Annotated in this window: 16 protein-coding genes; 13 read left to right on the plus strand and 3 right to left on the minus strand. The window is 36.1% G+C overall.

Features of this window, described 5'->3' with window-relative positions; all coding sequences use genetic code 11:
* Positions 1-163: 163 nt before the first annotated feature.
* Positions 164-301, minus strand: a complete 138-nt coding sequence (locus tag BK574_RS27295; protein ID WP_158211507.1) for a hypothetical protein — start codon at positions 299-301, stop codon at positions 164-166.
* A gap of 103 nt (positions 302-404) precedes the next feature.
* On the opposite strand from BK574_RS27295, the gene BK574_RS27300 reads away from it, so the two are divergent.
* Positions 405-566 (plus strand): hypothetical protein, encoded by a 162-nt coding sequence (locus BK574_RS27300; RefSeq protein ID WP_158211508.1) that lies wholly within the window; start codon positions 405-407, stop codon positions 564-566.
* A 136-nt stretch (positions 567-702) separates the two neighbouring features.
* Here the strand turns inward: BK574_RS27300 and BK574_RS02915 are convergent, their stop codons facing one another.
* Positions 703-1,917, minus strand: a complete 1,215-nt coding sequence (locus tag BK574_RS02915; RefSeq protein WP_078427425.1) for an MFS transporter — start codon at positions 1,915-1,917, stop codon at positions 703-705.
* A gap of 508 nt (positions 1,918-2,425) precedes the next feature.
* Here BK574_RS02915 and BK574_RS02920 point away from each other — a divergent pair.
* The 11 genes from BK574_RS02920 (at position 2,426) to BK574_RS02970 (ending at position 11,675) form a co-directional block, all read left to right on the plus strand.
* A complete protein-coding gene (locus tag BK574_RS02920; RefSeq protein ID WP_078427426.1) occupies positions 2,426-2,797 on the plus strand; it encodes an HIT family protein in 372 nt (123 codons plus the stop codon).
* A 263-nt stretch (positions 2,798-3,060) separates the two neighbouring features.
* Positions 3,061-5,178: an MMPL family transporter gene (locus BK574_RS02925; protein WP_078427427.1), complete on the plus strand. Its 2,118-nt coding sequence runs from the start codon at positions 3,061-3,063 to the stop codon at positions 5,176-5,178.
* Positions 5,179-5,233: 55 nt separating this feature from the next.
* Positions 5,234-5,905, plus strand: a complete 672-nt coding sequence (locus BK574_RS02930) for a response regulator transcription factor (protein WP_078427428.1) — start codon at positions 5,234-5,236, stop codon at positions 5,903-5,905.
* A complete protein-coding gene (locus tag BK574_RS02935; RefSeq protein ID WP_078427429.1) occupies positions 5,902-7,284 on the plus strand; it encodes a HAMP domain-containing sensor histidine kinase in 1,383 nt (460 codons plus the stop codon). Before BK574_RS02930 ends, BK574_RS02935 begins: the two co-directional genes overlap by 4 nt.
* A gap of 18 nt (positions 7,285-7,302) precedes the next feature.
* Positions 7,303-7,701 carry a hypothetical protein gene (locus tag BK574_RS02940; RefSeq protein ID WP_078427430.1) on the plus strand — a complete coding sequence of 133 codons (399 nt, stop codon included), beginning with the start codon at positions 7,303-7,305 and terminating at the stop codon, positions 7,699-7,701.
* Positions 7,702-8,025: 324 nt separating this feature from the next.
* The gene (locus BK574_RS02945) at positions 8,026-8,478 is read left to right on the plus strand and encodes a MarR family winged helix-turn-helix transcriptional regulator (RefSeq protein WP_078427431.1); all 453 of its coding nucleotides are present in this window, start codon (positions 8,026-8,028) and stop codon (positions 8,476-8,478) included.
* A gap of 26 nt (positions 8,479-8,504) precedes the next feature.
* Complete coding sequence (gene paiA / locus BK574_RS02950) at positions 8,505-9,023, plus strand: spermidine/spermine N(1)-acetyltransferase (protein WP_078427432.1); 519 nt, start codon at positions 8,505-8,507, stop codon at positions 9,021-9,023.
* A gap of 22 nt (positions 9,024-9,045) precedes the next feature.
* On the plus strand, positions 9,046-9,657 hold the full coding sequence (locus BK574_RS02955; RefSeq protein WP_078427433.1) for an FMN-binding negative transcriptional regulator: 612 nt from the start codon (positions 9,046-9,048) through the stop codon (positions 9,655-9,657).
* Positions 9,658-9,768: 111 nt separating this feature from the next.
* Positions 9,769-10,461: a Dph6-related ATP pyrophosphatase gene (locus tag BK574_RS02960; RefSeq protein ID WP_158211509.1), complete on the plus strand. Its 693-nt coding sequence runs from the start codon at positions 9,769-9,771 to the stop codon at positions 10,459-10,461.
* A gap of 254 nt (positions 10,462-10,715) precedes the next feature.
* Positions 10,716-11,006, plus strand: a complete 291-nt coding sequence (locus BK574_RS02965; RefSeq protein ID WP_078427435.1) for a DNA-binding protein — start codon at positions 10,716-10,718, stop codon at positions 11,004-11,006.
* 165 nt (positions 11,007-11,171) lie between these two features.
* A complete protein-coding gene (locus BK574_RS02970; protein WP_075389184.1) occupies positions 11,172-11,675 on the plus strand; it encodes a GNAT family N-acetyltransferase in 504 nt (167 codons plus the stop codon).
* Between the two features lie 174 nt (positions 11,676-11,849).
* Here the strand turns inward: BK574_RS02970 and BK574_RS26850 are convergent, their stop codons facing one another.
* On the minus strand, positions 11,850-12,023 hold the full coding sequence (locus BK574_RS26850; protein ID WP_142247875.1) for an imidazoleglycerol-phosphate dehydratase: 174 nt from the start codon (positions 12,021-12,023) through the stop codon (positions 11,850-11,852).
* A gap of 497 nt (positions 12,024-12,520) precedes the next feature.
* On the opposite strand from BK574_RS26850, the gene BK574_RS02975 reads away from it, so the two are divergent.
* Positions 12,521-13,666 (plus strand): acyl-CoA dehydrogenase family protein, encoded by a 1,146-nt coding sequence (locus BK574_RS02975; RefSeq protein WP_078427436.1) that lies wholly within the window; start codon positions 12,521-12,523, stop codon positions 13,664-13,666.
* The last annotated feature ends 143 nt before the right edge of the window (positions 13,667-13,809 follow it).

Below are 13,809 nucleotides of genomic sequence, written 5' to 3' on the forward strand. Positions count from 1 at the left end.
TGAAACAACGTTTGTTTATCCTTTTAGGCAAGAAGACTCCATCTGATTTGTGTTAAGGGCGTTAGCCTAACAAATCAGGTGGAGATGAATTGCCGTCAACCGTTAGTGGGGGTACCTTGACCACCAAATGTATCATATATACTTCTAGTTCTCTTTAAGTTTGCTATGATCCATTTTTCAAATTTTTTATAACGGTTGGCATGTTCTTTTCTTCCTTCGTGTTCTTTTTCTCGGGGGTGGTTTGTTTAGGATTACCTGAGTTAAACCGAGCCTGGCCCATTCCGTCCATAATATTTGTCATCGATTTTCACTCCTTTTCGGTTAGTATCACCTTTTTTTATCAAAATAAAATTTATTATTTGGTGAAACAATAAGGTGTGTATGGATAGAAAGGAGAATAATGGATGGAAAACAAAGATTTTATTGGAGAAATGAAAAGCAATGAATCGCATTCAAAAAATTTTACTAAGGTAAAGCAAACTGGCAACGTGGTAAACTCTAATAGCAAAAATAATGCAGTTCCAACCGATTATATCAACATTTATTGGGATGAATGGAAGAGTTAATTAAAGGATTTTTCCAAGTAAAGATTAAATAAAACAAACACTCTCTTTACATTTGGTAGAGAGAATGTTTGTGTTTTTTTATATGCGTGGTTTAAGCTATGTGGGTTAATGTTGGTAAACTCTAGTGTGAAGCTATCTACGTTCCAGTATTTTGAGAGATAGGAGGATCGGTTAATTTTACTGAGCTTTTCCCGTGGATAACATAATAGACAAAGGCGCAAGCAACAACAATAATCGACAACGAAAAATACATATTCTGGTAACCGATAAGCGGAATTAAAAATCCCAGAAGAAAAGGTCCGATTCCTATACCGATATCATTAAAGACAAAGTAAGTGGAAGCTGCAAGTCCCGCTCGATGTCGAGGGGATCTTTTTACTGCGATCGCTTGAATAGAAGATTGTAAATTTCCATATCCGAGCCCTGCTAATATACTGGCTAGAATTAAAAGATACCCATTACTGACATGACCAAGAACTAGTAAGCTCGCCGCAAAAAGAAATAGCGCTGGGTACATCACAATATTATCGCCTTTTGTATCCAACATTTTGCCTGTGATTGGTCTAGAAATGAAGATGCAGACAGAATAGACAATGAAAAAGAAGCTAGCAACATACGTTAAATTCATTTCCATGGAATAAGAAGCGAGAAACGTGATAATACCTGAGAAAGTTAAAGCTAAAACCGTCATTAATAACGACATAGAAATGGCATTCTTTTCAAAAAATTGATTAAGATGAAAGCCTTTCATTTCTTCGCGTTGTTCCTTGGTGATCTCTACTTTAGGAAATGTCGTAAATAAGGTTAATAATATACCAATTCCAGCCAAAACCGTACAACCAATAAAAATCAACTGCATAGTTGCAAACTGAGTCAATAGCAGCCCAAGAAAAGGACCAATAGCTGTAGCTAGAATAAAACTTAAAGTATAATAACTGATTCCTTCTCCTTGTCGTTGAATAGGAATGATATCGATAACCGCAATTTGCATAACTGTCAGCACGACCCCAACTAAAGCACCGTGGAGAAAACGGATAAGAATAAATAAATATAAGCTTTCAATTGGGGAGTAGAGCATTGTACAAAATAAACTTAAAATCAGCGCAATATAAAGCAGCTTTTTCCGACCAATGATGTCCAAATATTTACCTGTCAGGATACGAAACGTAAGGACACCAATAACAAAAACACTTGCGGCAAGCCCAGCCATTCCTTCGGAGGCATTAAAAGAGTCCATCGCATAGCCAGCTGTTGTTGTTATCGTCAAAAAATAGGTAAGAGCAGTGAAAAAAGTGATCAATGACAAGATGATAAAATTTCTAGTCCATAATCTTGGTTTTGTTGTTTCCATGTGTTTGACCTCTTAACGGTTTATTTTAGAATGGTAAAAATACAAATTCATGTTACAAGCTCTAAAGATAATCTACAAATCTAGGAAACTGATTTGAAATCAGTTTATCCTGGTTAAGTTATTAGGGTAAAGACCCCCATCTCTTAGCGTAGCGTAAGTGGGAAGTTCTAATCACGTGGAGTCGAAACTCCATCTAATTCCCCGATGTTCCAGCTGTTGGAACGAGTTCGCTTTCTGAACTTTTTCTGAATATTTTAATTTTACCACATTGTAAACAAAATTTCATTTTTCGAACTTTAGGTTAAAATAGGAGTTAGGGGTGCTCTTATAAAATTAAATGGTTGAAATATGTAACTGGCCAAGTGATTATTGATTGAGTTAGCACCTGAATGATGTAGGAAATAATCTCCAACTTAATAGAGGGCGGGCTTTTCGTTATAATAAATCGTGGATAAAAGTTAAATTTGGTTTTAAAATTAGAAAACCAATATGTATTGGAGGCATATTCATGGCAAATGACTGTCCTTTTTGCAAGTCAGAGAACATCTTATTAGCTAATGAATTAGCTTTTGCGATTTTTGATAAATATCCAGTAAATCAAGGCCATATACTCGTTATCCCGAAACGACATGTGAGTGACTTCTTTTATACAACTAGTGCTGAGCGCGAAGCCATCAATGAACTGCTTGAAGATGGACGAGTATTATTAGAAGAAAAGTTTCAACCCGATGGCTACAATATTGGCATCAATTGTGGCGAAACGGCGGGACAAACGATTTTTCATGTCCATGTTCATCTCATTCCTCGCTACGATGGAGATATGGACAATCCTCGTGGTGGCGTACGCGGGGTGGTTCCAGAAAAGAGAATGTATGAATAAAAGGTAAAATTAAAGCCACATCGCACAGATCATATGTTGCGTTGTGTTTTTTTTGTGCCATCTCATCGGTTCCATTAACGATATAAGGAGGAAGTGACAAACTTCTATTTATTTGGCAACCAATTGGCCGTAATCCCCTCACTGATGGAAGTTTCACTTCATGTGCTTACGACTTCACTTTCGACAAATGTAAACAAAAGTTGATCTTAAGTTTATATTCATAGATTAAGATAAAAAACGAATGACATGAAGGGGGTTTATTTGTGAAAAAACTGTTATATCCAATTACCGATTGGGTTTCAACAAAACGTGGAATGTGGATTACGATCATCGCTTGGTTTGTGCTGATGCTTGCTTTAAGTGCTGGCCCCATGCTAGGCGATTATAAGGTCACAAATTTCCAAGCGCTTCCCGATGAAGCTCAATCGATGATCGCTGAGAAAAAGACGGAAGAACTATTTCCGAATGAGCAAGGAACACCAGGTATTCTTGTTTTCCATAAAGAAACGGGAGACATCAATACCAAAGGTGTTGAGCAAATTTTGAACGGGATCAAAGCGGAAGAGATCGAAGGAATCGAAACGATTTTAGATATTAGTAAACTTTCACCTCAGGCTTTAGCTTCCTTTATTTCTGAAGATGGTTCAACGATGATTGTCCCGATGGAATTAGAAATGGATCTAGGAAACAGTGAATATGCTGAGATCAATGACAGGGTGTTTGAGATTGGAACAGAGATTGCTGATTCGCTTGAAAGTACAGCCTTTTATATTACGGGGCCTGCAGGGGTTGCAGGTGATACGGTCAAGCTGTTTGAGCAAGCCGATTTTGTTCTTCTTTTTGCAACGATTGTTATTATTTTACTATTACTGATCGTTATTTATCGCTCACCGTTACTCGCATTCATACCACTGCTTGCGACGGTGATTGTATACCAAGTCGTCATTCAAAGTGTGGTGTTACTTGGCGCAGGTGGTTTAGAAATCAACAATTCAACCACTTCTATCATGAGCATTTTACTTTTTGCGGCTGTCATCGATTATTCACTATTTGTGTTTTCCCGTTATCGTGAAGAACTTAACAAATGTGAAAGCAAATATGATGCGATGAAACATGCGATGCGAGCTACTGGCGAACCGGTCTTTTTTGCTGGAGGAACCGTTTTAGCCGCGATGCTTATTTTATTCTTTGCGAATTTCCGTGAATATCAAAACTTTGCACCGATCTTTGGTGTGGCGTTATTCTTTATTATGTTAGCATCAATCACGTTAGTTCCTGCGTTATTTACGTTATTTGGTCGTAAAGCATTTTGGCCGAAAATTCCGAAATACGGCGAGGAACAAGAAGTGAAACACGGAATCTGGGGTCCAATTGCACGGTTTGTTGTTAACAAGCCTGGGTTCTCTGGAGGAATCGTTGCGATTTTTCTATTGATTACCGCTTTGAATGTGTTTAATCTCGATTTTGAATATGACACGGTTAAAAAATTCCCTGAGGATTTACCATCTCGTGTCGGATACGAAATTGTGGAGGCCAGATATGACAAAGGGGAACTGGCACCGACGACAATGCTCATTGTAAGTGATAAAGCGTTAACTGAAAACAACACGTCAGATATCATCAAGGAATGGACTGCTTTTGACGAAGTCGCATCGGTTCGAATGTCTGCGCAAACCGAGGATGCAAAGGCATTGAAGCTGAGTGTTGCGTTATCAATCAATCCATATTCGAATGAAGCGATTCAATTTATGGATCAATTACGTGAAAAGTCACCAGTGCTATTAGAGCAGCTTTCGATAGCTGGAGAAGCTCATTATAGTGGCGTGACAGCCAAGCTTGTTGATGAGCGTGATGTGAATAATCGAGATATCATTCTTATTGTGATCTTAGAAACGATCCTCATTTTAGCTCTGTTATTTGCGCTTACTCGTTCGCTTAAGATGTCTAGTTATATGATGGGGACGATTTTGGTTTCGTATGTATCGGCTCTAGGTCTAGGGATTTTCCTAGTAGATGTCTTGTTTGGATTTGAGGCATTGAGTACCCGTGTACCTTTGTATGCCTTCATTTTCTTAGTAGCATTAGGAGTCGATTACAATATCATCCTCGTGTCGCGATTTATAGAAGAGAGGAAAACAAAGCGAGTAAAAGAAGCTCTTGAAGTTGCGATCCGCAATACTGGTGGGGTGATTTCATCCGCTGGTGTGATCTTAGCGGCAACTTTTGCTGTGTTAACAACGATGCCGATCGCTGATTTGTTCGTATTCGGATTTATCGTGTCGATCGGGATTCTCATCGATACATTCCTAGTGCGCGGCATGCTTCTTCCATCTTTGATCTTATTATTTGAAAAAGAAAAGCAAACCTCTCATAATCAATAATAATTCGACTACAAAGGAATTTCCTTTGTAGTCTACCTGTTTAGGAGGTTAGACCATGAGAATTCTCGTTGTAGATGACGATGTGTATATACAACAACTTGTTTCAATCCATTTAAGTCGAGAAGGCTATCAAGTATTTACAGCTAATCACGGGGAAGAAGCGTTATCTCTTTTGGAAGATAAAACCGTCGACATAGCGATAGTGGATGTGATGATGCCCAAGATGGACGGTTTTGAATTGACGAAAATCTTATCAGTGGACTTTGAAATCCCCGTTATTCTGCTAACGGCAAAGGGCCAGCTCGAAGACAAAGAACGTGGCTTTTTATCGGGTTCCGAGGATTATATCGTCAAGCCCTTCGAGGTGAAGGAACTTCTATTTCGAGTCGCGGTCGTTCTACGCCGTTTTAAACGAGCGATGGATACCGTCATTAAAGTCGGAAACCTCATGATTAATCGAAAAAATTTCGAAGTGATTATCAATGATAAAAACATTCTGTTACCTTTAAAGGAGTTTGAAATTCTAAGTTTGTTAGCCAATCGCATAAATAAAATTACACAAAGAGCCGAACTCATCGAACAAGTGTGGGGCGTCGATTATGAAGGAAGCGAACAAACATTAAATACGCATATTAACCGTATTCGCGAACGGTTAAAAAAATACGCGGCTTCAGTCGAAATTCAAACGGTTCGGGGCATCGGTTATAAGTTAGAGGTCACAAAATGAAAACTCTATACCAAAAATTCATAGTGGCGACACTATTGATTTTAACAATTAGTATTACGATCGGATTTATTCTAGCGAATGCAATCTACATGACTTCGACGAAGCAAAAAATTGATCAACAAAATGTAGAGATTGCGACAGAAATTGCTTCTAACCTTGTCAGCTTGCATGCTCATAGTTCTTCTTTTGAACATTACTTAGAATCAATTGGAAATCTAGGCTATCAAATTTATGTGCTCAATAAAGCAGGAGAAGAATTTTATTTCGGCGAGCCTTTTAAGAAAACAGAAGTTCCCGATGAAGCGATGAAGGTACTAGAGGATCAGGAAATTTATCATGGAATGAATGAGTTCGCAGATGAGATGCTGATGATGGGGCATTTCTCCAATGATGTTAAAAATACAGTTGGGGTGCCCTTTACGATGAATGGACAACAATACGGATTATTTTTGCGTCCAGATAATAAGTTGCTATTTTCCGATATTCATATCATTTTCGCTTGTTTTATTGTCGCGATTACCATCGTGAGTGTGAGTGGTGTGATTTGGTTTACCAAACGTCTCATCCAACCGATTACGAAGTTAACCGAGGCGACCCAAGAAATTACCCGAGAGAATTTCAATTACTCATTAAAGGTGGAACGTCATGATGAAATCGGACAATTAGTTGAAAGCTTCAACACGATGCAGAAGCAATTACAGCATAATGACGAAGCACGTAAATCGTTCATTAGCAATGTATCTCATGATTTTCAATCGCCCCTGATGAATATACAAGGCTACGCAGAGCTTTTAAGGGCGGATGGAGTATCGGAGCAAGATCGCCGCGAATACTTAGAAATCATCGATTATGAATCGAAACGGCTATCGAATTTAACGAAGCAGCTCATGCTTTTAACATCGCTTGATCAAAAGGCGTATCCGATGAAATTTTCTGATGTCAGGCTCGATGAACAAATGAAACAAACAATCCGAAGATATCAATGGCGACTTGAAGAAAAGGAAATTGAAGTATCTTATCAGTTACCACCGATACAGATGAAGGCGGATGCTGAACTAATGAGCAACGTTTGGGACAATTTATTAACCAATGCAATCAAGTACAATGAGCATGGAGGAAGCATTTGGATTAGCTTAACAAAATCTGAAGCCGAACTAACGATCATTTTCAAAGATACGGGAATCGGTTTGACCGAAGAAGACACCACTCAAATTTTCGACCGATTTTTCCGTGTCGATTCGTCAAGAAAAAAAGACGGGACAGGACTCGGTTTAGCGATTGTCAAACAAATTATTGAATTGCACGGTGGAGAAATTAAAGTGGATAGTCAGGTAGGAGAAGGCACGACATTCACGATTATATTTCCAAATATAAATTGAAAAGTGGGGGAATGAAAAATGGAACAAATTTGGAGTATACGTTTAATACGATTTGCAGCGATCTTCGGTATTATCGGTACCTTTATCGGCTCGCAAATGTCAGGCAGTATGGATTATTCGATGCGACCGATTCATGCTCATAGTTTATTAGTAGGCTGGCTTTCTGTGTTTGCTTGGGGAATCTTCTATAAAGTATTTCAAGTGAAATACAAAAAACTCGTACCAATCCATAGTATCTTTGGGATGGCAGGGGCTGTCGGATTGACATTAGGAATGTGGATGTACTATTTCAACCCATTAGGTTTGAACCAGACGTTTGTTATGGTCTTTTATATCGTCGGTGGAACGTTCTTGTTACTAGCGTTTTTACTATTCGTGTTCATTACGTTTATGATTGAAAAGCAGGGAAGTAGGTAATCAGAGGGAATTGGGCATTGAAGTGTGCAGAATAATAGTTTGATGTTAATGAAGTTAAGATTTAACGGTGAGGCGATGTAAAATCGAATAAGTTAGGGACCTGTCCCTCACCTTGTTAAAGCATTAACTCGGTGGGGGACAGGTCCCTTTTCCAAAAGAAATACCAAGCGTTAAAATTAAAATTTCTAATATAAAAAAATAAATTTCATTTTACTCGACCTCTCTACCATCACTTTTTGTTGCAAATGCAACAAAGTTAGGCTAAATTTAATACACGTCATTTTTATTGTATATGCAACTAAAAATATGTACTAAGGAGTTAATATGAAGGAAATTCTTCGTGAAATTGGAATGATAGCAAGAGCATTAGATTCTATAAGTAATATAGAATTTAAAGAATATGACCTTACAAAAGGGCAGTATTTGTACCTTGTGCGAATATGTGAAAACCCAGGAATCATTCAAGAAAAGTTAGCTGAGGTGATAAAAGTAGACCGAACAACAACGGCCCGTGCTATAAAAAAACTTGAAATGAATGGCTTTATTGAAAAGAAAGAAGATCAACATAACAAAAAAATTAAAAAACTCTTTCCAACATACAAAGGGAAACATGTTTATCCTTTAATAAAAAGAGAAAATGATTATTCGAATCGTGTCGCATTAGCGGGATTTTCTGAAAGTGAAGCAGAAAGCCTTTTCCATCATCTTCAAAGAGTTAGAAAAAATATCGAAAAAGACTGGGAGTTAGTAAAAAAAGGGAACAAGAGAAACTATTAATCATATAAAGGAGCGAACAGATTAAAATGACTATAACTATAAAAAAGTGCACATTTGAAGATTTACGTAAACTACAAGAAATTAGTTGTGAAACATTTAATGATACATTTAAAGATCAGAATTCACCTGAGAATATGAAAGCCTATCTGGAAAGAGCATTTAACATAAAACAGCTGGAAAAGGAATTATCTAATAGTTCTTCGGAATTCTTTTTTGTTTATCTTAAAAATGAAGTCGCTGGATATTTTAAGGTCAATACCAATGATGCTCAGTCTGAACCAATGGGCGAGGAAACACTTGAAATTGAGAGGATTTATATAAAGAACAACTTTCAAAAACATGGGCTTGGTAAATATTTGCTAAATAAAGCAATGGAAATTGCAATGGAACAAAGTAAAAAGAAAGTCTGGCTTGGTGTGTGGGAAAATAATGAAAATGCTATTGTGTTTTATAAGAAAATGGGGTTTGTTCACACTGGGTCCCACTCTTTTTATATGGGTGATGAAGAACAAATGGACCTTATAATGACCAAAACACTCTTATAATTTTATTGAAAGGTGGATTAGTATGTATATTCCTTCACATTTTAAAATCACAGATGAATCAATTGCTTACAACATTATGAAAGAACATAGTTTTGCGACTCTTTTTTCTGGGCACAATGGAATGCCATTTGCAACTCATTTACCGCTAATTTTGAATAAGGAGAATACATATTTATATGGACACTTTGCTCGTCCTAATCCGCAGTGGAAAGATATCAAAAATCAAACCGTTCTAGCTGTTTTCCATGGTCCTCATTGTTATATCTCCCCATCTTGGTATGAGACCAATAAAGCGGTACCAACATGGAATTACGTGACAGTTCATGTTTATGGAGAAGTCGAGCTTTTAGAGGACGAAAATGAGTTAATGGATTCCTTACAAGAAATGGTATGGAAATATGAAGCTTCTGACAGTTCATACAGATTGCAGGATGTAGATGCTGAGTTTCTCGCTGGTATGAACAAAGGAGTTCAAGGTTTTAAAATAAAAATTAATAAGATAGAAGGAAAAGCTAAGTTAAGTCAAAACCATTCATTACAGCGACAAGAGCTAGTTATTAACAAACTAGAACAATTTTCAAATACAGATGAGCAACAGATTTCTTCATTAATGAAGGCAAATTTAGAAAAGTAATGGTTTTAGGTTACGAACAGAGAGCATTCGCCTAACTGAGGATATAGCTATTAAATGTCAAATGATTGATAAGATTTTTACAAAAAAATCAATTAAAAGGTAGTGGAGAATTTGAAAGAAAATAAAGTGAAAAAGGTAGCAGTTTGCTGGAGTGGTGGGAAAGACTGTTGTCTTGCTTTGTATCGCGTACTAAAAGAAAACCATGATATTATTTGTTTATTATCCATGGTTTCCGAAAAAGATGCTCGAAATCACGCACATGGTATACAATTAGAAATTTTAAAATTACAAGCTGACGCATTGGGATTACCTCTAATTTTAGTAGATTCAGCAGGTGAATATGAGTTGTCATTAAAAAGGTCACTTGCACTTTTAAAAGAGAAATCTGGAGTAGAAGCAATTGTATTTGGGAGTTTGTACTCGAAAGAAGATAGAAAGTGGAATGAGGAAGTAGCATATGAAATTGGAATTGAGCCTATGTTCCCTGTATGGATTTCGCAAAAACACTCTTCCAAACTTCTTTATGAATTTATATCATTAGGTTTTCATTCTGTAGTTTGTAGGGCGTCTAATAAGTATTTTGACCAAAAATGGGCTGGTAGATATCTTGATTTGAGCTTTTATGATGAGATCCATCAAACAGGTAGTTGCGTTATGGGAGAATTAGGAGAGTACCATACTTTTGTTTTAGACGGTCCGATTTTTCATAAAAAAATCGATATAACTAAATCAAGTGTTGTTTTAAATTCTGGATTATGGTCTTTGGATATTATAACATGCGAATTAGTGAACAAAACAATATAGGTTTAATCATTACCTTATATTGACTGTAATATTGAATAACTTCTTGAAATTAACGAAGGCTCGTTAGTTTAGAAGCTGTTGTAATCACGTCCTTCTGTTATTGAAGTAACGGAGGATAGTTGAACAAAGCGAAATGAGGAGAGTATTGATTTGAAATCTAAAAAAACATGGAGGAATAATTAGTGAAGTACAAAATGAAAAAGAAGGACTTAATAACTAAAGAGGTAAGCTAATTAAGGATTGGGGGAATTCGGATGGAATATATTTGGTTAGCTATGGGTATTGCCATAGCAGGATATTTAATTGGGGATGGATTAAAAAATTTTAAAAATCCAAATTCAAAAAATATATTAGATTCGTTAGATGAAAGTGATGACCACGAATTAATTAAAGAGAATGAGGTTCATCATTTTATAGGTATTTCTAAGGAAGATGCAAAAAATATGGTTAGTGAACACCCAAATATTCCACACATTATAATAAACAATAAGATATATTACCCAAAAGCTAAATTGCGTGAATGGTTAATGAAAATAGGAAATTAATTCTTTTCTCAAAGAGATTAGTAGTTTCCACTAACGTGTAGCATTAGATTAGCAATTGTCACAACGCCAGCTCCAACTGATGTTGATGTAACGAGGTTAATTTAACAACTAGGAATTACTTTATTATAAAATTATACATAGATTAATTGGTTAAAGGAGAAAATAATGGACATTAGAATTTTAAATTCAATAGAAGATGCAGAAAAATATCGTAGTATTAGACTTGAAGCTCTAAAAAATACACCTGAAGCATTCGCTTCCAGTTATGAAGAAGAAAAAGACTTTTCAATTGAAGAATTTAAGAACAAGTTTCAATCGAAAGCCTCTTTTACCTACGGAGCTTTTGATAACGGAGAACTTGTAGGAATTATAACTTTATATCAAGAAAATTTAAATAAACTACGACATAGAGCACATATTGGAGCAATGTACGTTTCTCCCTTCAAAAGGGATTTAGGAATTGGGAAGGCTTTAATGGAAGAAGCAATAGAGAAAGCAAAAAGTATAGAGGATTTGGAACAGGTATATTTAGCGGTGGTTTCAACAAATAAATCAGCAAAAAAACTGTATTCATTATTGGGATTTGAAGTTTTTGGTACAGAAAAGAAAGGTTTAAAGTTAGAAAAAAATATTTATTATGATGTAGACTTCATGATTTTATATTTATAAGTGTTATTAAACAAAAGTGTGATAGCTTAATAGAGGTTATCGTTTTTTCTTTATTGAAGTAAAGAGCAGAAGAGTTGAATACCAATAAATATTGTTATAAATGAAGGGTCTGTCCCCTTACCATTAAAGCATTAACTTAATGGGGGGACAGGCCTTATTTTTTGTTTTTCAATTTTAATGATTATTCGGGTGTTTTAGCTTGGATTTGCTACCACGTCTGGAATTGTACTCAGTGCCTTTATTATTATCTCCAGTAGCAACCTCTTGACCAAACTCGGTGTCTAACTTTCCATGGCGACTTGGTGAGCTCTGATTTTGACTGCCGCCTTTATTATTCCGCTTTGTCATCCTTTCCACCTCCTATAGTTTCTTCATTATTATCATTCCAATGATTGCTGGTTTCATTACAGGTTTGTAAAAAAGATGGTTAGTTGTGTGTAAAATGGAAATGACCTATGTTACGGACAAGAAACCGATCAGCGCATGTTCCTTCCGCATTTTTTAAGTTCCTCAACTAGCAGTTGCAAAGCCAGTGGAGTTGTTTTGCATCCGCAAAGCTCGGTACAATTGTTTCTTTTCCTAATCATTAAGTAAATTGAAATTGAAGAAGTGATGAGGGGTAGACAGGTGTCTCCATAAACTGTCTATTTCAAGATGAACAGGTGTCTATTTTGTAAACAGTATTTAATTTAAGCTAAGCAAAAATAGGTTAGAATGGTGTTTTTTATTTTTGGCACGGTATTTGCAAATGTAGAAGTGTAAGGAAAATTCCTTAATAATTATAGTGAAGTTTATTAACTATTATTTTAAAAATATTCTTTTATGGAAAGTTTGAGGAGGACAAAATGGAATTTACACAAGAAGTAGAAATGTTGAGAAAAACTGTTGCTAGTTTTGTAAAAAAAGAAATTGAACCAATTGCTGAACAAATTGACAGAACAGATGAGTTTCCACAAGAAATGTGGCGAAAGTTAGGAGATTTAGGAGTTCTAGGAATAACCATACCTGAAGAGTATGGCGGTGCTAGTATGGGACCAGTCGAACAAGCGGTAGTGACTGAGGAAATAGCCAAGTATAGTGCGGCAATTGCCGTTTCATATGTTGCTCATTCCAACTTATGTGCACATAACCTCTATCATAATGCGAATGAACAACAAAGACAAAAATATATAACAGGGCTTTGTTCTGGTGAGTTAATTGGAGCATTAGGATTAACAGAACCTGGTTCAGGGTCTGATGCAGTCAACATGAAGACCACCGCTAGAAAAGAAGGAGATCATTATATTCTAAATGGGAGTAAAACCTTTATCACAAATGGTCCAATTGCCGATGTATTATTAGTTTACGCAAAAACAGATCCACAAAAAGGAGCTCATGGTATTTCTGCTTTTATAGTTGAAAAAGATTCTCCTGGCTTCTCTGTTTCAAAAAAACTAGAAAAAATGGGAAATAGAGGATCTTCTACTGGCGAATTGATTTTTGATGAATGTAAAGTTCCAAAGGAGAACTTACTCGGTAATGAAAATGCAGGAGTAAAAATTATGATGTCGGGTCTGGATATCGAGAGAGTAATGGTTTCAGCATTATCCCTTGGAATAGGAGAGGGTTCCTTCCGAGAAGCATTGAAATATTCACAAGAAAGAAAACAATTTGGTAAAGAAATAGCCAACTTTCAATTAATACAAGCAAAGCTAGCAGATATGTATACATTGCTAGAAGCGTCAAGGTTAATGACCTATGATGCAGCGATTGAAGCCGCGACGAACAAAAGAATTACTAAAAAGGCAGCAGCTGCAATACTATTCACTGCTGAAACGGCAACAAAAGTTGCATTAGAGGCTGTTCAAATCCATGGAGGTTATGGATATATGTTAGATTACCCAGTCAATAGATATTTACGTGATGCGAAACTATATGAAATTGGTGCAGGAACATCAGAAGTTAGGAGATTAATTATTGCAAGAGAACTTTTAAATGTAAAAACTTTCTAATGTATACCATATGTAACGAAAAGGAAAAATTTGTATTTAACTATTAACAATAAATCAAACGAAGCGTTAAGGATGAAAAGGATAAAGAACGATATAAAATGACTGAAAAATCGCAATATTTTTAAAAGTAATTCAATTATCTA

Origin of the sequence: Alkalihalobacterium alkalinitrilicum (assembly GCF_002019605.1) — a bacterium.
In the GTDB taxonomy this organism is placed as follows: domain Bacteria; phylum Bacillota; class Bacilli; order Bacillales; family Bacillaceae_F; genus Alkalihalobacterium; species Alkalihalobacterium alkalinitrilicum.